At 42.9% G+C, this 19,920-nt stretch carries 21 protein-coding genes and 1 pseudogene; 15 read left to right on the forward strand and 7 right to left on the reverse strand.

The window, feature by feature from the left end; genetic code table 11:
• Positions 1–275: pseudogene (locus DPF90_RS12065) on the forward strand (IS4 family transposase); the annotation flags it as partial.
• Positions 276–337: 62 nt separating this feature from the next.
• Here the strand turns inward: DPF90_RS12065 and DPF90_RS12070 are convergent.
• Together DPF90_RS12070 and tsaA are read right to left on the reverse strand one after the other, a co-directional pair.
• Entirely contained in the window at positions 338–2,053 is a 1,716-nt protein-coding gene (locus DPF90_RS12070) for a proline--tRNA ligase (RefSeq protein WP_114786596.1), read from the reverse strand.
• Positions 2,054–2,162: 109 nt separating this feature from the next.
• Positions 2,163–2,858, reverse strand: a complete 696-nt coding sequence (gene tsaA, locus DPF90_RS12075; RefSeq protein ID WP_114786597.1) for a tRNA (N6-threonylcarbamoyladenosine(37)-N6)-methyltransferase TrmO — start codon at positions 2,856–2,858, stop codon at positions 2,163–2,165.
• 116 nt (positions 2,859–2,974) lie between these two features.
• On the opposite strand from tsaA, the gene DPF90_RS12080 reads away from it, so the two are divergent.
• The 3 genes from DPF90_RS12080 to DPF90_RS12090 all read left to right on the forward strand — a co-directional run bounded on the left by DPF90_RS12080 (position 2,975) and on the right by DPF90_RS12090 (position 5,163).
• Positions 2,975–3,235, forward strand: coding sequence for a type B 50S ribosomal protein L31 (locus tag DPF90_RS12080; RefSeq protein WP_114786598.1), 261 nt, complete (start codon positions 2,975–2,977; stop codon positions 3,233–3,235).
• Positions 3,236–3,361, forward strand: coding sequence for a type B 50S ribosomal protein L36 (gene ykgO, locus DPF90_RS12085; RefSeq protein WP_114786599.1), 126 nt, complete (start codon positions 3,236–3,238; stop codon positions 3,359–3,361). It begins immediately after the preceding gene.
• Positions 3,362–3,576: 215 nt separating this feature from the next.
• Positions 3,577–5,163: an AbgT family transporter gene (locus DPF90_RS12090; RefSeq protein ID WP_114786600.1), complete on the forward strand. Its 1,587-nt coding sequence runs from the start codon at positions 3,577–3,579 to the stop codon at positions 5,161–5,163.
• Positions 5,164–5,470: 307 nt separating this feature from the next.
• On the opposite strand, the gene DPF90_RS12095 is transcribed toward DPF90_RS12090, so the two are convergent.
• Positions 5,471–5,839: a hypothetical protein gene (locus DPF90_RS12095; protein WP_114786601.1), complete on the reverse strand. Its 369-nt coding sequence runs from the start codon at positions 5,837–5,839 to the stop codon at positions 5,471–5,473.
• A gap of 25 nt (positions 5,840–5,864) precedes the next feature.
• Between DPF90_RS12095 and DPF90_RS12100 the strand changes: the two genes are divergently transcribed.
• From DPF90_RS12100 to DPF90_RS12135, 8 genes are all read left to right on the forward strand, one after another.
• Positions 5,865–6,203, forward strand: coding sequence for a metalloregulator ArsR/SmtB family transcription factor (locus DPF90_RS12100; protein WP_114786602.1), 339 nt, complete (start codon positions 5,865–5,867; stop codon positions 6,201–6,203).
• A 45-nt stretch (positions 6,204–6,248) separates the two neighbouring features.
• Entirely contained in the window at positions 6,249–7,313 is a 1,065-nt protein-coding gene (arsB, locus tag DPF90_RS12105) for an ACR3 family arsenite efflux transporter (protein ID WP_114786603.1), read from the forward strand.
• 149 nt (positions 7,314–7,462) lie between these two features.
• The gene (locus tag DPF90_RS12110; RefSeq protein WP_240314511.1) at positions 7,463–7,837 is read left to right on the forward strand and encodes a hypothetical protein; all 375 of its coding nucleotides are present in this window, start codon (positions 7,463–7,465) and stop codon (positions 7,835–7,837) included.
• Positions 7,838–8,176: 339 nt separating this feature from the next.
• Positions 8,177–8,689, forward strand: a complete 513-nt coding sequence (locus tag DPF90_RS12115) for a DUF2799 domain-containing protein (RefSeq protein WP_114786604.1) — start codon at positions 8,177–8,179, stop codon at positions 8,687–8,689.
• 127 nt (positions 8,690–8,816) lie between these two features.
• Entirely contained in the window at positions 8,817–9,554 is a 738-nt protein-coding gene (locus DPF90_RS12120) for a metallophosphoesterase family protein (RefSeq protein ID WP_114786605.1), read from the forward strand.
• Positions 9,555–9,810: 256 nt separating this feature from the next.
• Positions 9,811–10,131, forward strand: coding sequence for a hypothetical protein (locus DPF90_RS12125; RefSeq protein ID WP_114786606.1), 321 nt, complete (start codon positions 9,811–9,813; stop codon positions 10,129–10,131).
• 130 nt (positions 10,132–10,261) lie between these two features.
• The gene (locus DPF90_RS12130; RefSeq protein ID WP_114786607.1) at positions 10,262–11,161 is read left to right on the forward strand and encodes a LysR family transcriptional regulator; all 900 of its coding nucleotides are present in this window, start codon (positions 10,262–10,264) and stop codon (positions 11,159–11,161) included.
• A 183-nt stretch (positions 11,162–11,344) separates the two neighbouring features.
• Positions 11,345–12,064 (forward strand): SDR family oxidoreductase, encoded by a 720-nt coding sequence (locus tag DPF90_RS12135; protein ID WP_114786608.1) that lies wholly within the window; start codon positions 11,345–11,347, stop codon positions 12,062–12,064.
• Positions 12,065–12,125: 61 nt separating this feature from the next.
• Here DPF90_RS12135 and DPF90_RS12140 read toward each other — a convergent pair whose 3' ends face one another.
• The gene (locus DPF90_RS12140; RefSeq protein ID WP_114786609.1) at positions 12,126–12,734 is read right to left on the reverse strand and encodes a GNAT family N-acetyltransferase; all 609 of its coding nucleotides are present in this window, start codon (positions 12,732–12,734) and stop codon (positions 12,126–12,128) included.
• A 114-nt stretch (positions 12,735–12,848) separates the two neighbouring features.
• Positions 12,849–13,718, reverse strand: a complete 870-nt coding sequence (locus tag DPF90_RS12145; RefSeq protein ID WP_114786610.1) for a Vmh family MBL fold metallo-hydrolase — start codon at positions 13,716–13,718, stop codon at positions 12,849–12,851.
• Between the two features lie 168 nt (positions 13,719–13,886).
• Here DPF90_RS12145 and DPF90_RS12150 point away from each other — a divergent pair, with 168 nt between their 5' ends.
• Positions 13,887–14,786 carry a LysR family transcriptional regulator gene (locus tag DPF90_RS12150; RefSeq protein WP_114786611.1) on the forward strand — a complete coding sequence of 300 codons (900 nt, stop codon included), beginning with the start codon at positions 13,887–13,889 and terminating at the stop codon, positions 14,784–14,786.
• Positions 14,787–15,019: 233 nt separating this feature from the next.
• Positions 15,020–15,310 (forward strand): hypothetical protein, encoded by a 291-nt coding sequence (locus DPF90_RS12155; protein ID WP_114786612.1) that lies wholly within the window; start codon positions 15,020–15,022, stop codon positions 15,308–15,310.
• Between the two features lie 166 nt (positions 15,311–15,476).
• Here the strand turns inward: DPF90_RS12155 and DPF90_RS20460 are convergent, their stop codons facing one another.
• On the reverse strand, positions 15,477–18,035 hold the full coding sequence (locus tag DPF90_RS20460) for a dermonecrotic toxin domain-containing protein (protein WP_240314512.1): 2,559 nt from the start codon (positions 18,033–18,035) through the stop codon (positions 15,477–15,479).
• 274 nt (positions 18,036–18,309) lie between these two features.
• Here DPF90_RS20460 and DPF90_RS12165 point away from each other — a divergent pair, with 274 nt between their 5' ends.
• Complete coding sequence (locus tag DPF90_RS12165) at positions 18,310–18,744, forward strand: hypothetical protein (RefSeq protein ID WP_240314513.1); 435 nt, start codon at positions 18,310–18,312, stop codon at positions 18,742–18,744.
• A gap of 73 nt (positions 18,745–18,817) precedes the next feature.
• Here DPF90_RS12165 and rluF read toward each other — a convergent pair whose 3' ends face one another.
• Positions 18,818–19,819 carry a 23S rRNA pseudouridine(2604) synthase RluF gene (rluF, locus tag DPF90_RS12170; protein WP_114786613.1) on the reverse strand — a complete coding sequence of 334 codons (1,002 nt, stop codon included), beginning with the start codon at positions 19,817–19,819 and terminating at the stop codon, positions 18,818–18,820.
• Positions 19,820–19,920 lie beyond the last annotated feature (101 nt).

The raw sequence follows: 19,920 nt of genomic DNA on the forward strand, positions 1-19,920 counted from the left end.
TGCTTGCCTATAATTTAGTACGTTTAGAAATGATTCATATTGCCGAAGATGCCAATGTAAGCCCAACTCGGGTTAGCTTCACAGCAGCAATAAATTTGATAGATGCCCAGTTGCGATGGCTAGCGCTCAGCCCCGATGGCACTTTACCTGTCAGGCTCAAACAAATGCGAGAGAGCATCAGCCATTTCATTTTGCCAGATAAAAGAAAGGACCGAACGTTTCCACGTTCAGTCCTCTTTGTTCGGGCCAAATATCCATTTAGATATAAGTGTTAATACTTATCCGAACGGCATTAGATGTATTACCATCAGCCTTTTTGCGTACTACTTACTAAGATTTACGCAAGTTGCGCTTTTAGGTGAGCGACGACCTCCGCCATAGCCACCGGAGTCTTGTCTCCAGTGCGACGATTCTTATATTCGAAGTTACCTTCTTTCATGCTGCGATCGCCTATCACGACAGTATGAGGTATGCCAATAAGCTCCATATCAGAGAACATCACACCAGGGCGCTCTTTGCGGTCATCAAATAAGACTTCGATGCCCATCTCAGAGAGCTCGTGATAAAGCTTCTCAGCCGCTTCTCTTACTTCTTCTGACTTGTGCATGTTCATTGGAACGATAGCCACTTGGAAAGGCGCAAGAGCGTCTGGCCAGATGATGCCATACTTGTCGTGGTTCTGTTCGATAGCTGAAGCAACAACACGTGATACACCAATACCGTAACAGCCCATTTCTAAAATGGCATTTTTACCGTCAGGACCAAGTACGCCGCAGTTCATTGCTTGAGAGTAAACGTTACCAAGCTGGAAGATATGACCCACTTCGATACCGCGCTTAAGCATCAAGCTACCTTTACCACATGGGCTAGGATCACCTTCGATTACGTTGCGCAAGTCTTCAATTTGGCCAAGCTCAACATCACGGCCCCAGTTGATGCCAAAATAGTGCTTATCATCAATGTTAGCGCCAGCGCCAAAATCGCTCATTATCGCAACGGTGCGATCAACGATAAAGGGCAGGCTTAGATTGACTGGACCTAGAGAGCCAGGTCCTGCGCCCACTAGCGCACGAATTTCTTCTTCGGTGGCCATTTCTAAAGGAGCCGCCACTTGCGGAAGGTTTTCTGCTTTGACTTCGTTTAACTCGTGATCGCCGCGAATGATAAGCGCGATGATATCGGCATCCACTTCTTCAGATGCTTTGACAAACAGTGTTTTAATCGTTTTTTCAATTGCTAGGCCATGTTGCTCTACAAGCTCGGCGATGGTTTTTGCATTTGGTGTATCAACCAGCGTCATCTCTTGATTCGGTTGTACGCGCTCACCAGAAGGAGCCGCTGCTTCTGCTTTTTCTATGTTTGCTGCATAGTCTGATTCTGTCGAGAAGGCGATAAGATCTTCACCACTTTCAGCCAGCACATGGAATTCTTGTGAGCCGCTACCGCCAATAGCACCAGAATCGGCAAGCACAGGGCGATACTCAAGACCCATACGATCGAATGCTTTGCAGTAGGCGTCATGCATAGCATCGTAAGACTTTTGTAGGCCTTCTTTGTCGATATCAAAGCTGTAGGCATCCATCATGCAGAATTCACGTGCGCGCATCACGCCAAAGCGAGGGCGGCGTTCATCGCGGAACTTAGTCTGGATTTGGTACAAGTTAAGCGGCAACTGCTTGTATGAGCTCACTTCATTGCGCACTAGGCTAGTGATCACTTCTTCAGCGGTTGGGCTAAGAACAAACGGACGAGTATGTCGATCAGTAAAGCGAAGTAGCTCAGGGCCCATCTTTTCGCTGCGGCCTGTCTCTTCCCAAAGTTCAAACGGCTGAACAACGGGCATCAAAGTTTCGACTGCGCCTGCATTGTCGATCTCTTGACGAACGATGTTTTCGACTTTACGCAGTACACGAAGACCAGTAGGTAGCCAGGTGTATAAACCTGAAGCCAGCTTACGGATCATACCTGCACGTAGCATGAGCTGGTGGCTCACAACTTCTGCGTCGTTTGGAGTCTCCTTCAAAGTAGAAAGAAGATAATTACTGGTACGCATTAATTTTATCCGTTTATTAAAGTTATTTTCTCCAGCCAAGAAGGACAGGAGGAGAGAATCCCCATCAGGGAAATAAATAGCCGCCTATAATATCAGTCAAACGCCTTTGTCAAAAGTACTCAATTGCACTAACCGTGACTAAGTTGTCGCTTATGCTAAATTTGACGTTCAAATCGAATAGATTGACGGCGTATTCTTTACTATCACGCTTGCCTTTTTTATACGCTGGACGTGGATCTTGCGCCAGCACCTGTTCTATAACGGTTTTCACGTGTTGAGTATCACGGTGCTTGGTTAACTGCTCGGTAGCCGCTGGTGAAAAGCTTACCGCGAGTGTGACGGGCGCGGTTTCAGCGTAGCCACCATGGGCATCATCTATCGAGTCAGAGTAGGGGATATAAGGTTTGATATCGATAATCGGTGTGCCATCGACGAGATCAACATTGCCAAGATCAAGATACACTTGCTCACCGACTTTATCTATCCCTTTCATTTCAACCGCCGACATTCCTATGCCATTGGGTCTAAATGTTGAGCGAGACGCAAACACGCCGACGCGTTGATTACCCCCCAATCTTGGTGGCCTCACCGTGGGTTTCCAGCCGGCCTCTAAATTTTGATCAAATAAGAACAGCAGCCAAAGGTGTGAAAACTGATCCAGCTCTCTTACCGCTTCTGAAGTATTGGCGGCGTTGATTAAGCGAACTCTAGAGCGAGCCTCAGTCACAAGCCGCGGCTGGCGAGGAACGGCAAACTTCTCTTTATATGGGCTTTCAATAAAACCGATAGGTTCTACAGAATACATGGCTTTTCTCTAAAAACAGGGGTGGCGTAAAGCTAACATAAAAAACACTAGTAATACGTAATGAGAATGGTTATCATAAATAACGTTATAACATAACACTTATTTGAGAATTAACGATGCAAGACAATATCCATCCAGAATACCGAACCGTTGTGTTCCATGACACCAGTATTGATGAATACTTTTTGATTGGTTCAACCTTACAAACCGATCGCACTATTGAGTGGAAAGATGGCAAAACTTACCCCTATTTTACGGTTGAGGTGTCATCTAAATCTCATCCTTTCTACACAGGTAAGCAGCGCGTGATCCACCAAGAAGGTCGAGTGGCGAACTTTAGGCGTCGATTTGGCCAGTTTTCGAAAGGAAACGAGTAAATGAAAGTACTGAAATCATTAAAGAGCGCGAAAAAACGTCATCCTGATTGCCAAATCGTAAAGCGACGAGGGCGTCTATATGTGATTTGCAAGGCCAACCCACGTTTTAAAGCGGTTCAGCGCTGAGCAAATAAAATTAGTGGTGTAACTGATTATATTGATTATTGTCGATTATATCGGGTATATCACTAATTTTAGGGTTTTATTCCCTGAGATATCATGATCAGACTAACGATTTGTTACATTTACGACTTTTAATTGATTTCTTTGTTGAGTAATCTTCGCAGGCTTTGTTGGAAAATTGTTACAAAGCGCAGGAGAAACTAACAAGGAGGGATCAGATGACGTCATCTGCTTCAGTTACACCTAACTCACCTAAAAAGCCGATATTCACGCGCTTTTTAGACATGGTAGAGTACCTAGGCAACCTACTGCCTCACCCCATCACATTATTTGTGATCCTTTGTGCCGCTGTACTGGTCGCATCAGGCATTGCTGGTTTTTTTGAACTATCGGTTGCTGACCCAAGACCAGAAGGTGTAAAAGGGCGAGCGGCAGACGGCATGATTCATGTTGTCAGCCTTGTCAATGCCGATGGCCTAGAGTTAATCGTCACCAATTTAGTGAAAAACTTTGTTGGTTTTGCGCCGCTTGGAACCGTTCTCGTTGCCTTATTGGGTGTTGCAGTTGCCGAACACTCAGGGCTACTTTCTGCTGTGATGCGCGGTATGGTGATGGGCGCTTCAAAGCGCATGGTCACCATCACAGTTGTCTTTGCTGGCATTATCTCTAATACGGCTTCTGAGCTTGGTTACGTTGTCCTTATTCCTCTTGCAGCTATGCTGTTTCATTCTTTGGGTCGACATCCTTTAGCTGGCCTTGCTGCCGCTTTTGCCGGTGTCTCTGGCGGCTATTCTGCTAACTTGCTGATTGGGACTTTGGATCCTTTGTTATCTGGGATCACAGAAACCGCCGCGCAATTGATAGACCCAAGCTACACGGTTGGCCCTGAAGTAAACTGGTACTTCATGTTTGTTTCAACTTTCTTTATTGCCGCAACGGGCGCCTTTGTTACTGAAAAAATTGTTGAGCCTAAACTGGGCAAATACAACCAAGATGAAGCGTCAGAAGATTTATCAAATGACTTAATGGGCAAGCTAACCGAGGTTGAGAAAAAAGGCATGAAACGCGCCGGCCTTGCAGTTTTGGTTGTGTGTGCATTGCTCGCTTGGACTATAGTGCCAGAAGATGGCATTTTACGCTCCGATGCTGGCACAGTGGCGGGCTCACCATTTTTGAAAAGTATCGTCGCCTTTATTTTTGTCTTTTTTGCGGTTCCAGGGCTAGTTTACGGCAAAGTTGTCGGCACAATGAAAACTGACCGTGATGTGATTGATGCCATGTCAAAGTCGATGTCCTCAATGGGCATGTACATTGTACTGGTGTTTTTCGCCGCCCAGTTTGTCGCCTTTTTCAAGTGGACCAACTTTGGTCAAGTATTTGCTGTGTCGGGCGCAAGCTTTTTGCAAGAGATTGGTTTAACAGGGCCAATGTTGTTCTTCGCCTTTATTTTGATGTGCGGCTTTATCAACCTGATGATTGGCTCAGCTTCAGCTCAGTGGGCGGTGACGGCGCCTATCTTTGTACCTATGCTGATGCTAGTTGGCTACGCGCCAGAAACCATTCAAGCGGCGTATCGTATTGGCGATTCGACCACCAATATTATCACGCCTATGATGAGCTACTTCGCCCTTATTCTAGCGGTTGCGACGCGTTATGTGAAAAACCTTGGTATTGGCACCCTAATAGCCACCATGCTGCCTTATTCACTGTGCTTTATCGTTGGCTGGAGCCTACTCTTCTACCTATGGGTATTTGTGTTTGGCCTACCTGTCGGCCCTGGTGCGGCAACCTACTACACGCCGTAACAAGATAAAGACCAAACCTTTAATCGATTTAGCCCCTAAACACTTTGGTGTTTAGGGGCTTTTTATTGGCCCGAGGGTTTTGGGCAGGTAAGAGGTTTTTGCCCCATAATCATTCAGAGCTAATACTCTACACAGTTTAAGGGAGTGCGTTTTCCCGACTAAAAATTATCAAAGTTTAGCAAATAATGAAGTTCAATTTTACAGTGAAAGCTAGGTGGTTTATTAATATTAAATTATGGACTTAATGGCAATTTACAGGTTCCAGTTCATGGGTAAATGACAGTCCCTAAATTGTCTTATTAAATAATCAATGACCAAAGGTGATATTCGGTAGATTAAGATAATAATTTAAATGATAATCTCGCCATGCTCTATGATCCTCATCTTCCGAATCCTCATTTCCCGGTTCATAATAATGGCTCCCTGGCAAATAAGATCTAAGTTCTTTTGGTGTGTGTCCTGAATTATTCTTTTGATCACTGCTGGCGGCGTTACTTTTCTTTATTTCCGCCAATCCATCACATTCTAGTCTGAGTAATATAACTGACACATCATTGGTCAACAATAAGCTCGCTATCGTGGATTGCTTATTTTTCCTAAATTTATTTGCCTCTCCAAAGTCCATATTTAACGAAAAAGTTGACATATATGGAATTTCATATATATGATATTCCATATGTATTTCCCATTGAAGAGTTCCTATGCTCGATCCAATCCTTCTTTACAAAGCACTTGCTGCAGAAACTCGGCTTAAATCTCTGCTTTTAATGCAAAAACAAGGAGAGTTATGCGTTTGTGATCTAATGAGGGCGCTTAATCTGAGCCAACCCAAAGTATCTCGGCACCTTTCCGAATTACGAAAATACGGACTGGTTCTGGATGAGCGACGCGGTAAGTGGATTTACTACCAGATCAACCCCATGCTCGCACCTTGGGTCAAGCAAGTGCTGGAGATCACCCTCAAATATAATTTGACACTTATCGAGCCTGAGTTGCGGCTCCTCAAAGGTAAGTCGTGTTCAAACGGTGTAAGCGAATGATGTTCAATTTCGCTGGCTTATTAATTTCAATTGAAAGAGGTTTGTATGACTAACATCTCAAGCTGTGTCGAAACCAGCGCATCTGAAAAAATGAGTTTTCTCGATCGATACCTAACCGTATGGATTTTTCTTGCCATGGCCTTTGGTGTCGGAGTTGGCGTATTATTTCCCCAAGTCGCTCAGTGGAATGAGAGTCTATCTGTTGGCTCAACCAATATTCCACTTGCTATTGGCTTGATCTTAATGATGTATCCGCCACTGGCAAAAGTGAACTACAGCCTTTTAGGGGAAGTGACTCGCGATAAACGCGCGATAACGCTCTCTTTGGTGATGAACTGGCTGGTAGGGCCTGCCTTAATGTTCCTCTTAGCGATTGTTTTCTTACGAGATCAACCCGGATATATGGTGGGACTCATCCTGATCGGCCTAGCTCGATGTATTGCTATGGTGTTGGTTTGGAATGACATTTGTGGCGGAAATAAAGAATATGGCGCAACCCTCGTTGCTCTAAATAGCGCGTTTCAAATTGTCACCTACAGTTTTATGGCATGGCTATTTATTACTGTTTTACCTCCTTACTTTGGTTTGGAAAGCTTTGTTGTCGATATCACTATCTGGGATATTGCCCAGAGCGTGTTGATTTATTTAGGTATTCCTTTCTTAGCCGGCTTTTTAAGCCGTAAACTCTTGGTCTCAGCCAAAGGTGAACAGTGGTACAACTACGTCTTCATTCCGCGCATTTCCCCCATCACTCTGATTGCACTTTTGGCTACCATCGTTTTGATGTTTAGTCTAAAAGGTGAAATGATCATCGAGTTACCCATGGACGTTCTGAGTATTGCCACACCACTCATCATTTATTTTATGGTGATGTTTTTTGTAAGCTTTTACATCGGAAAACGTTTGGGGATCCCTTACGATCAAAATGCGTCTATCGCCTTTACTTCATCAGGCAACAACTTTGAATTGGCCATCGCCGTATCCATCGCTGTATTTGGCTTAAACTCTGATCAAGCGTTTGCCGGTGTCATTGGGCCTTTGGTTGAAGTGCCTGTCTTAATCGCTTTGGTTAACGTCGCTTTGAGAATGAAGCGTAAATACTATGTTTAAAGCCCGTTATCGAAAATAACGCGAATATTGCCATGTCTGATTTTGACATGGCATCTTTTCTATTCATCGTTATTTGCCTTGATTTTTAATCAAATTGATGGTGCTCTGAATTATTTCTACTTTGGCTATTCCTCCAAAACAACACTAGCTTGACCATTGGCAATTCTCTGAAGAAGGCTATTCACCTTTACTTTTTAACTGATAAGGGGTTTCCGAGCAAGAGTGCAAATTATCGAATTATTCATCCTCATTTTGATAATTATGATGAGCACATTGAGGTTGCAGTACCAGGCGCGACCTACCGATATATAACAGAGAAAGGGCGGCACACCATCGAGGTTTGTGAACTACTCCGTTATCACCAAACGGTTGGAAGAAAAAAGGTTGACCTTGGTCTTCAAGCGGTTCTACTTGCTGCGGAGAATAATCAAATCCCTGAAATGTTACAGTACGCCATGGAAGAAATCGCAAGAAGACAAGCGGCGTTTCAGTTGTTCGCATTACTTCGTATACCTTCTTTGTGATTGAACTGACCATCTCCCTCCGCTTTTTATAATAAAAAGGGATCTCAGGTGATTTTGCCATACCTGAGCTAATTTATGACTTGCTAAATTAGTAAAACCGCCAACGCATTTATGTCCAGAACAGTTTCACTAGGCACTTTCTAGAACTAAAGTGCTGAGTTCGAGTGCTGTGAATAAGCATATATGAAACGCTTTTGGACATAAATCCATTCAGACAAGGGAACTTATCACCAATACTGTCAACTAAACACATTTGCGAATATAATGATTTCACCAATTAATATGAACAGTGTTCATTATACACTCTTTGGTTAGAATCAGTTTAAAGGACAATAATGGATGAAAAGAGCACCAATCCCTTTTGCGTTAATCACTTTGCTCTCTGGCTGCGCCAGCATGTCTCCCGAAGAATGTAAAACCGCAGACTGGTATAACGTCGGTTACCAAAATGGCTTAAATGGCAACGCGCCAAGCATTATTAATAGCTATACAAAAGATTGTAACGAAGCCGGGGTGACTCCAAATCGAACGCAGTGGAAAAAGGGCTTCGATAATGGCACTATCATCTATTGCTCACCGGACAATGGTTACACCGTGGGAAGAGAGGGCAGAGGATATTATGGCGTATGCAGCAACAAGCGATTTCTTGAAAATTACCAATTAGGTCGTCAGGAATATCAACGCAAACAGCGTATCCAACAGCTCGATACCGAAATCTCGCTTATCGACAATCAACTAGCCAACAATCCTGACAAAGAAAATGCTAAGCGATTAAAAGAAAAGAGAAAAAGGTTAGTTTATGAGCGTTCACAACTGCTTACACCAGCCATTAATTTCAATGTTAGCTTCTAAAAATGCAGCGTTTAGTTTGCTATAATCCATGGCCCTAGTTCAGAGCTAGGGTCATAGAAAGATACGAACGTATCTAATGAGTAAGTGGCGGTTTTTCCAGTCGCTTATTAAATAGAGAAGCTTAGAAATGAAAACCATAGTTCAAATTAGTGATTGTCATTTTAATCTAAATAAAGTTAACGCTAAGCAAGCGTTGGCGCATACATTAGACTTTATCAATCGTTTAAACTTTGACTATCTATTTATCACTGGGGATATTTGCGAAAGCCCAACTATACCTCAGTATCAAATCTTTGCTCGTTTAATTTCTGAGCATATTAGCACGTCCAATATATACGCAATCGCGGGTAATCATGACTGCATAGATATGATGAAATCTGCTTTCAAAGACACATCGATAAAAGTGGCTGAACAGGTATCCATAGAGATGTTTAACTTCATGTTTATTGACTCTAGCAAAAAGCCGAAAAAGGCAATGATGCTAGGGGCAGGCCGAGTTGCCAGTGAAGACATTAAAAGAATTGACCATGCCAAGCAAGAGACAGTGATAGTTATACATCACCCCATTTTTGAAAATGACTGTGATTGGTTCAATGAAATCGGGTTAGAAAACCAGAAAGAAGTCGCGACCTCTGTTTTAAATAATGAAAATATTCAACATATTATCTGCGGTCATGGGCATTCGTTTATCAAAACTAAGTGGCAGCACACCACTCAAATTATGAGCCCTTCCACATCTTATGGGTTCGATCATAGCAGTAAAGTCTTTTTAAAAAACGATAATGTTGGAGCGGTAATGATCCAAGTGGGCGAAACGATCACATCCCAAGAGATAAGGATTCCCTCACGGGTTGAATGCCAATAGAGCGATATACCTGCTGCTCGTATAAAGCAGAGCTCTATCTGGGAGATAACACTTTAGCTCCCACTAAATTTATCGGTATAACGCCTAGTTTTTCGTTTTGTTATAGTCACGTGAATAGTGGGATTATATTCCTTTATTAAAGTGCCCTGTTGGACTAAAGCAGATTAATCTTACTAATACATTTATAATATGAATTTTTATGGTATATAGATTCGGAACAAATAGTTATTTCCATATGAATTTAAAGGATTTTTAAATGAAGAAACTACTTTCCTTGCTGTTGATCGGCTTAGTGTCATTCAATGTTTATGCAGGATCTTATAAAGGTAAGGTAGACAAGATAAATTTATACGGTGAGAATTGGCCAAATGGCCATCGAGGTGAAATACTGTTCACATTAGAAAATATGCCAAGCAATGCTAGGTATTTTCGAATAGCACAAAGTGACATCGCTTTTAACACTTTTCTATCAACGTTGTTGTCTGTAAAGCATGCTAAAACGACAATTACCGTTCATTATAACGTCGATGACTCGGAAAATAAGTATGCACCTGTCAAAGCGATTTCTATTGAATAAAGTACTAAAATTAAAAAGCTCTCTATTGAGCTTTTTCTAATCAAATCAAATATTCTTGTGTTGGCGTTTGATTGTGTAGAACAATCTTACCGTTATTGTCATAAGGCAACAATAATCCGCGGTGATCCGAATGCTAAACAATATTAACTTATCCGATGTTCGAACCTTTGTGCTTATAGCCAAATTGGGTAACTTCACCAAGGCGGCCGAGGCGTTGTCTGTTTCTCGCTCTCATGTCTCTCGGCAGATCAGTGCGCTCGAGAAACAGATGAAGGTAACACTTCTTACGCGAACCACACGTAGTTTAAAGCTAACCCATGCAGGTGAGCGTTTTTACCTTCAATGCGAAAAAGCGTTAAACGAGATCGATCAAGCCTTGATTGCCGCGGTTGATGATACCCAAGAGGTGCGTGGTTTAATTCGAGTAAATTGTGTCGGTGGGTATATTGGTGAAAGCATTATCTCTCACTATGTGGCCATGTTTATGGCTCAATACCCCCAAATACAAATATACCTAGATTTTAGTAGCCATAGGGTTGACTTGATCCAAGATGATTTTGATATCGCTTTTCGTATGGGAGAGTTGGAAGACTCAGGGTTTATTGCCAAAAAACTGATGGATGTTGAGATTGCGACACTAGCCAGCCCTAGTTATATCGAGCAATATGGCAGCCCCAAGCACCCTAGAGACTTAACTCAGCATCGCTGCCTTATAGGTTCAATCACACGCTGGAGTTTTCAATCAATTCAAGACAGCCAAGAGCATTATGATGTCACCATCGAGGGCCAACTGGTCAGTAGAAATGGTCATGCGATGATCAATTCTGCACTTGTCGGCAATGGCATTATTCGTACCCCTATTATGTATTGTGAGAAAGCCGTGAGTGAGGGGGAGCTTGTTCGTGTTCTGCCGCAATGGCAAATTCCATTGGTGCCATTCTCCGCCATTTATCATAGAGATAAATATCAACCGATCCGCCTGCGAACCTTTATCGACTTTATAAAGCAATGCTTTGAGCGTGATTTCTAATAGTTCAGGTTACGCCTTTGTTTAAGTGAGCAGACTACGGCTTTTACTTATGTACTTAGTTATTGTTGCTATATAACAACAGTAATTTGATTTAAGCGCTATATATCAACACCAATGTTTTTCTTAACATACATCCATCGCAACAACAGATGTTGTCAATTGGATAAATCATTGGAGAGAAACATGAAAAAATTAATCGTTATCACAGGTGCAAGTTCAGGTATTGGTGAAGCTATCGCACGTCGTCTAAGTGATGCGGGGCATCCTTTGTTATTGCTTGCTCGTCGTGTAGATCGTCTTCAGGCATTAGATTTACCTAATACCCTATGTGAAAAAGTCGATGTAACTGATAAGTCATCATTTGAGGCTGCCATCGCTAAGGCGGAAGCGAAGTTTGGCCCGACCGATTGCATTGTCAATAATGCAGGGGTGATGCTGCTAAGCCCACTTGATGTCCAAGACTCGGCTGAATGGAAAACCATGTTTGATGTTAATGTTATGGGCCTTATGAATGGGATGCAGGCGGTACTGGCTCCTATGAAAGCTCGCCAAACGGGCACCATTATCAATATCAGCTCAATTGCGGGCCGAAAATCATTTGCCAATCATGCAGCGTACTGCGGCACTAAGTTTGCTGTTCATGCCATCTCTGAAAATGTGCGTGAAGAAGTAGCAGACTTTAATGTGCGAGTGACAACTATCGCCCCAGGTGCAGTCGAAACTGAGTTACTGTCGCACACCAACTCAAGCGATATTATTGATGGCTACGAAGATTGGAAAGGGTCAATGGGCGGAGCACTTTCCCCAGACGATGTTGCCCGCTCTGTTGAGTATGCCTACCAGCAGCCTCAAGGTGTATGCATACGCGAAATCGTAGTTTGTGCGACGCGCCAGCAGGCATAGTCTCACAACAAACCTCAATCAAACAAAAGGGCTTTTGCCCTTTTTGTTTTCAGCAAAGGTATCAGACGTTTTTGGTATAAATAAAGCGAGTAACGCCTGGGTTAAAAGTATTTATTTCTTGTTTGATGCGAGTATACCCATTCGCATCGTAATACTGGTAAGTACAGAGGCTGTCAGAGACAAGTTGGTACTGATTTACACCCAATTGACGTAAAAATGCTTCATATTGCTCGATAAGTTGTGAACCTAGTTTTTGCCGGCGGTATTTGTTATCGATACAAATCAAGAGAAGCTTTGAATGATCCTCGTATTCGTTATCGTGGTTAGCTGGAGTGTTATCTTGACGCTCAGCGAGTATTTGTTGGCCTTGAAGTGTCCCTTCTAGAGCTAGGTATGCTTTTGTTAGCCTTGGCTCTGGATCAAAATGTATGGCAACTTGGTTTGTATTCGTACTGGTAGCCATAAGTACACCACAAATTTTACCTTGGTGTTGGGCCACCGTGATCATATTGGCTTTATGAAAGTCTTGCGCTAAATGGAGAATAGCAAGATTACGCAGATCCGATATACAGGTTGCTTTAGTGAAGGCACTGAGGTTCATGTTATTAACATAGAGTTCAACCACATTGTCAAAGTCGGTTGTATTTGCGGCTCTAAAGTGAATATTCATGGCAAGATAGTTCCTGAGAGTTATTGCCTTGTCGACAACCGCCAAGGCAATATTATTGAGGTGTTGAATGTGGCTTAGTCATGCTATCCAAGATTGATACGTCGCATCATTCAGTTAGTGCCACTCTGTTTCCCCACTCAGTACTTGTGCTCCCAGTTTTAGATCGCCTTCAGTGGCATGAAATTCCGGGTAAGTATTTTTCATTGTATTGATGATGTCTTGTGAGGTTAGATTAGGTTTTCCCTCTAAAACACTTTCAATTTTTCCCAAGTAATCGATGGTAAACTGAACTCCGTCAATACCTTTCGGCATTTCACCCAAATAGTGGCCGGGAATGACAACTTCTGGTTCTAGTTTCTTCATTTTTTCAAGGGATTGGGCCCATTGCTCGCGCGCTTTTTTCTTTTGTGTATCAGCCATCCAAACATGTACACCACTGTACACAGAGACACCACCAAAGACTGTTTTTTCAGATGGAACCCAAAGATAAGCTTGGTGAGAATTTATCTCCTTGACTTCAATTGTCTGACCATCAAGCGTCAAAGATGTCTTATCAAATACAGTTGGTACAACCACTTTGGAGGGCGCATGCTCTCCCAAGATAGGGCCCCAATACTCTAACTTTGCTTGTTTGGTCTTGTTGATATGGTCAACGACGGATTTGCTCGCAACCACTTCCACATTTGGAAATGCAGCAACAATAGGCTCTAAACCAAAATAGTAGTCTGGGTCGCCTGCGCTGATGTATATCATAGACAGTGTTTTGCCTGACTCTTTCACTAGTTCAACCAGATTTTGTCCATCTGTAGTACTAAATTGCGCATCAAATAAAATGGCTTCCTTTTCACCCGAAACCAGTACAGAGCTGACCGGAAATATTGCGTTTGAACCAGGATTGTAGTGAGTGATATTGAGCTTTTCTGCCGAAAGAGCACCCGCTGAAAATAATGTGGTCGCTAATAGTGATACTGTGTGTTTTTTCATTTTTTGTTCCTTATCATCGGTGACCCAATGTCACCTTCAATTAAAGTGATAAGAATATTATTCGATTATAATTAGATGAAATAGACATCAAATCGACTTTCACTGTTGCATTTTTCGGTCATATAATAAGGGTCGTATTGGTTAATTTGATTCAAAAAAGGACGCGATATGGATAGACTCGAAGCGATGAGAGTCTTCGTTGAAATAGTGGAACGCGGTAGCTTAAGTGCGGTTGCTGAGCATTTAGATATATCCAGAAGTAAGGTAACTCGATATTTGTCAGAATTAGAAAAATGGATGGATACGCGGTTACTGCATAGAACGACGCGCAGCTTGAGCTTGACCACAACCGGAAAAGAAACACTGGATGTTGCAAGGGAACTACTCGCTCTAGAAGATTCGTTGAATGGGATAAGAGACCAAAACGCGCTCAACTTGAAGGGACAGCTGCGTATTACAGCAAGCTATTCGATCGTAGAAAGCTGTTTAGTCGATGTGATTCGCCAATTTGTTGAACGTTGGCCTGAAGTTTCGATTGATATTCTCTCTACGGACAAGGCGGTTAACCTTGTTGATTCGAGAGTCGATTTGGCGATCAGAATTACCAATGATCTTTCACAAAATGCAGTGGCTAAACATATAGGAGAGTGCCGCTCAATCATCTGTGCCGCGCCATCTTATATCGAGAAAAAAGGTATACCGAGTAATGCCCAAGATCTTGAATATCATAACTGCTTATCCTTTAGCTATTTTGGCCGTACGGCATGGACGTTTGAGGGACCAAATGGACGTGAATCTGTTGCTATCAAGGGGAATATCAGTGCCGACACTTCTGAGGCTTTGTTAGCCGCAACACTCAAAGGTTGTGGCATAAGTTTACAGCCTGCGCCGAGTGTAAAGCCGCTAATTGATGAAGGTAAATTGGTTGAATTGTTATCCGACTGGAAACCACAAACGTTAGGTGTTTACGCCATATACGAAACGCGTAAACAGGTTACACCGCTTTTAAGAGCCTTTATCGACCATTTGTCTGAGACGATGAACGAATTACCCATTTGGCAAAGATGAAGGTATTGATTACGAACAATAGAAATGGACCTAAAGGCATGCATCCAAAATTGGTAGAACAAGATATCCTCGTGGTTTCGGGGATTATCATAAGGCCTTGCAAGTAAACTATGTTTCAATATGAAGCTGAGAAATGAGCTGTTTGATTTGAGGCTTTTGCCTTTTTGTTTGAACGCGAGGGGGTTATCATTGTCCTAGCTGATATATTAATGATAAATAGGTTGATTCTGGTAATGAAGTATTGTGCTGTTTTATCTGCTTTTATTGCTACTCTAGCGGTAAATTGTTTGGCCGATGTGCCAGATTTTCCGCCAGAAAAGATAGTGGAGGAAGGCTGCGCCAGTGTTGTCTGTAATAATGTTATAGAGCCAGATAGTGTCAATAAAGCGGGTGACTTCCCAGCAAGAGAGGGCAATGAAACATTATCAGCAGTCGGGAGCCTACTATTTTTTGCTGGAGAAATTGGCTTAGCTGAAAATTTACAGCAGGAAGAGCCTGAAAATCTGGGTAGGGAGAAAGAGTAGAGTGTTTTATTACAAAGAGCGCCTTGCTTGATTCATCAATCTCATGTTATCTCAAAATGCCTAATTGCTGTATATGGCTTAGTGGTTTCCACAAGCATGCCAAGCCTTCAATGTATATAAATATGAGGCGCCAGTATAATTACTGGCGCTTATTGCCGTGTTAGTCTCAGTGGGCTGTGTCTTGGGTAGCTAAATGTTGCTCGTCTTGGTGCCAGAATAGGTCCTTTCTATTCGCATAGCGCTCACTGAACGACATCTCTGGGCTTAATGGGTATTTAAGAGTTGCCTTCATTTGCTCAAATGCTCTTTGTGCGACTTCAGGTGACGCTGTTGCATGAGGGTTAATCAGTAACTCGGCCGTGCGAAGCTCTTTATCTTCAAGTAAAGTTAGGTAAGACGTTTCTGCTCCGGTAAATGGGCCCAAGGCAAACATGATGTCTTCTGGTGGAATATTTAAAGTAGCAATTTCACTGAGGGTCTCGTCTTTAAATAAAGTATCAACGGACTTTCCACCATGATTGAGCTCAATCGAGTATACGTAGCCACGTTGATACTTCAGCGCATAGTTTACGGCAACACTTTGATCTGTCGTAGTTGATATTACGCCGCGTATACCACGGGTGTGATGGGCAAGCTGTGTATACTCGATAGGCTCAATTTTTCGATTAAAGCCCGAATGGAAAATTTCGTCAGGCAAGCGTGAGTCACCTCGATAGACTAATGCTCCCTGAAGATCTGTATCGTACGTTTTGTAGAATGGAAGGTTATGAATTTCACGTTGTGCGGCGGCACTTACTTCGTGTAATTTACTCACGTTGGTTAGGTAGGCTTGAGGGTCAACCTTACTTTCTAGTTCATAGAAATCACGCAATGCCTCATCATTTCTACCTTCCATATCTGCATAACCAGAGCCACCCATACCTGGGCGTTCAGGTAAATCTTCGGGCAAAAGGAGCTCAGGTACGTCACTTCTTTCAGTGCCATGGCCTGATGCGGTCTCTACATCCTGGGTGACCTCGTTACTAATATCATCACCACCACCGCGCAGACCAAGGTTTTCAAGGTACTGCACGTCACCTGTTTCTGGATTTACAGTGCGTATTACGCGTTTACCTTCAAGCAAACGACCACTGGCGGCGTCGACTTCTCGATAGTAACCAAATCCGTCGGAGCGTAGCAAAGCGCCTCGGTTTTTGTTGATGATCCTCACCCCTAAAAGCTCCTCCCCTGTTTGTGGATGAATCACCAGTCGTGGCATGGAAGTAAACTCGTTGAGTTGATAAGTGGGAAAACCAGGATTCAAAACAATGGTATTTGGCAGAGACTCTGTTGCTATGTCTGTAGCTTGTGCCAGTGAGCGACCATATTGTGCAAGAGCTGGCAATAGTGTCGTTGCGCCGATAATGGCAGCATTAATCGATGACATTTTTGTTCCCTCAAGGCGTTCTTGTAGTGTGTCACCTGAAATGGCTTTATCCATGCTTAAACCAAACTGACTTGCACTCAGGCCAATATTAAGAGGGATACCAATTTCAGGTGCGATCACATCCACCACGGGCAGTATAGTCATAACACTATAAGCAACTGATAGAATGTAGTCTCGTTGAGCTTCTTGGTTGGATTTTATCATTGTATCGCCATCGCTGACCAAACGAGCTTTCATATGTTCTGTCATTCGAGCGAACACATTGCCATGGACTGGATGGCGTTTCATCATCATGTAGCCCTCTGACCATGACCCTGTCGCAAAGCCTTTTATCGCAGAATCGACTCCGTAATAGGAGGAACCATTTTGCCTGAGGTAAAGACTAAAATGCTTTTCCATATCTTTTTGAGCTGCAGGGCTCCTCAAGCTTGTGAACAGGTGCTTTTTGAGCTGACGTTCACTTCTATAAGCAAAGAAAGGCTGGGTTGAGCCAGGAATATACATTAGCCCTCCTTGACCATTTTTATCTTCGATAAGCAAAATGTCGGTTGAGTCATAGCCGTAGATATCAAATCGGTACACATTCACGTTTCTTATCTTGGTTGGGCTAAGTAAAGAGATGGCCAGTTGGTATTGAGCTTGATTTAGTACACCATGCTTATATTCTTTGTAGGCAGAAAAAGCGTAGCTGTCTCGCATAAGTTGGGTGTAGCGTGTGGTGTTCTCGGCCCAGAAATTTTTCAGTGCTTGAGTATAAGAGCTTTGAATGTCTAGGTCATAATAGGCAATATCCCATAGCTTCGAAGACAGTAAGCGTACTTCGTTTCTTTCATCGAACGCTTCGCCACTGGCATCCTGAGTGTAAATACCAGTATCGACGTTAATCGTATCCGGAAAAGTATCTCTGTAGCGGCTGAATGCATTAAGCATGACAGCTTGAGTTACCGTGTATGTTTGTTTCGGGTGTTCATAGTGTGCCCAGCCATTGTAGGTTCTATGGCTGCTTTGAGCGCCATCAAACCTGTGGTAAAAAACAGCGTCTGGGTCAATATCATGGTAGCCATGCTTGGCAAGTGCCCGTTTAACTTCTTGTGATGTGACCAGCAAAGGGTCGGGTATCGATTGGGTGATTTTTGCGTAGTCTTTAGCAAAATGAAGTTGCCATGCTTTATCGAAGGGGTGCTGTAGTTCTGAAGTGAGGTTTTGCCTCTCAACGGAATTTCCATTAGCAAAAACCATGGTGTTTGGCAGAGTTAAGGTTATAGAAGCAGCCAAAGTTACAATGAGTGATTTATGCATATTATGCCTTTGTGACGTTGAAATGATATTTATATTCACCCGATTGGGTGTTGATTTAATTTTTGTGCCTATTTATATGCTACTAACTTCTATTAAACAATAGTTAATTCAATTTTGAGCAGTAAGACTAATTTCACACTGGAGGGAGGTTTGTGTATTTAAATCAAGTGACTTTTTAGTGGCTGGCTATAACGGATATAGAATTGGTAAAAGAAGTATTTTAAGATGGTGATGTTTGATTAAGGGGTATCTTTGGTTGTTTGGGGGATTAAAAGTGACTTATCAACAGCTGGACGCTATCGCGGATTCATATATTCCTCTGCTGGGCATTCTGACACTAGTTTGGCTACTGATAAAGGCGAGTCGTCTAGGGATAAAAAGTGCGCTTTTTGAGGCCGTGACCACTTCATTGGGCGTTATGTATATCTATGCCTTAATGTTTCTTGATGCTTATTTTGCAGCCTATGCGTCAATTGGGCTTGATTATAGTACGCATACTGCCTTGGCGCTTGTGTTCGTCACAACCCTTGCATTGATTGGTAAAGAAGTCAGACGTATCACGGTGATATCCATGCTTTGTTACTGCTTATTGATGTTGTATCAAGGTTATCACACCCTAGCCGATATGGCGCTGACCAGCCTAATGACATTACCTGTCCTAGTGTGGCTAAAGTGCTTACCAAATCGTAAAGCTAAGCTTGTTTGGTGACCCATGAATAAAAAAGCTATTTAGCGTGGGCTAAATAGCTTTGATTTCTAAAAGGGATAGTTTCGCTCGCAAGCTACTTGTTTAGGCTTAATGTGCCCGGTTTTCTGGGCTGGGCTTTTTGGCCTGAATGAGGGCTAGACTTGCCTTGTTTTGCTCTAGTTTCAGAGGATTCAGAGCGAGCCTTTTTAGCATTGGGGCTACGGCGAAATTTATCGGCGTCTTTGCCTTTAAAAGTGCGCGTTTTTTGATTGCGTCTTGCTTTTGAGCCTTGGTTTTCCTCGCGGCTATCAAATAGCTTGGCGTCCGTTGCTCTGCGTATTGTTTTGCCGTGAGTATCGGTTTTGGAGGCATCTTCTGTACCGCTAGAGTGCTCACACATTGCCAGAATTTGGTCCACTTCACTGTCTGTTAGGTAGCGCCACTGGCCGTTTGGAATACCATCTAGGGTAATATTCATAATTCGAACGCGGCGCAGTTTAAACACTTCATAATCGAGCGCTTCACACATTCGGCGAATTTGTCGATTTAGTCCCTGTGTTAATACAATGCGAAAGGAAAACTTGGTTTCCTTGGTGACTTTACAAGGCAAGGTGGTGGTATCAAGGATATCAACGCCGGCGCTCATTTTTTTGATGAATTGATCTGTGATAGGCTTGTTGACTCTCACCACATATTCTTTCTCGTGATTGTTACCCGCACGAAGGATCTTGTTGACGATATCGCCATCATTGGTCAAAAAAATCAAACCATCAGAGGGTTTATCTAAGCGTCCAATCGGGAAAATACGTTTTTTATGACCAATAAAGTCAACGATATTACCAGCAATGTTTCTTTCTGTGGTGCAGGTGATACCCGTTGGTTTATTTAATGCTATGTAGATAGGGCGCTCGGTGGCCTCGCTAATCGGGTTGCCATCAACGCAAACGTGATCGCCACTTTGCACCTTAGTACCCATTTCGGGGACTTGACCATTAATGGTGACCCGAGCTTGCTCAATCAGCCGATCTGCTTCTCTTCGCGAGCAAAAACCGGTTTCACTAATAAATTTATTCAGGCGCTTTGGTTCAGATGGCATAGTGTTCTCTCTTAACGTTTCACAACGGAATATTGGTGGACTAACAAGAGTCCTTAACGAATTGGAGGTATTCTATCACTAATGTTTTGTTTGAGTAAGGG

Source organism: Vibrio tetraodonis (assembly GCF_003350295.1).
In the GTDB taxonomy this organism is placed as follows: domain Bacteria; phylum Pseudomonadota; class Gammaproteobacteria; order Enterobacterales; family Vibrionaceae; genus Vibrio; species Vibrio tetraodonis.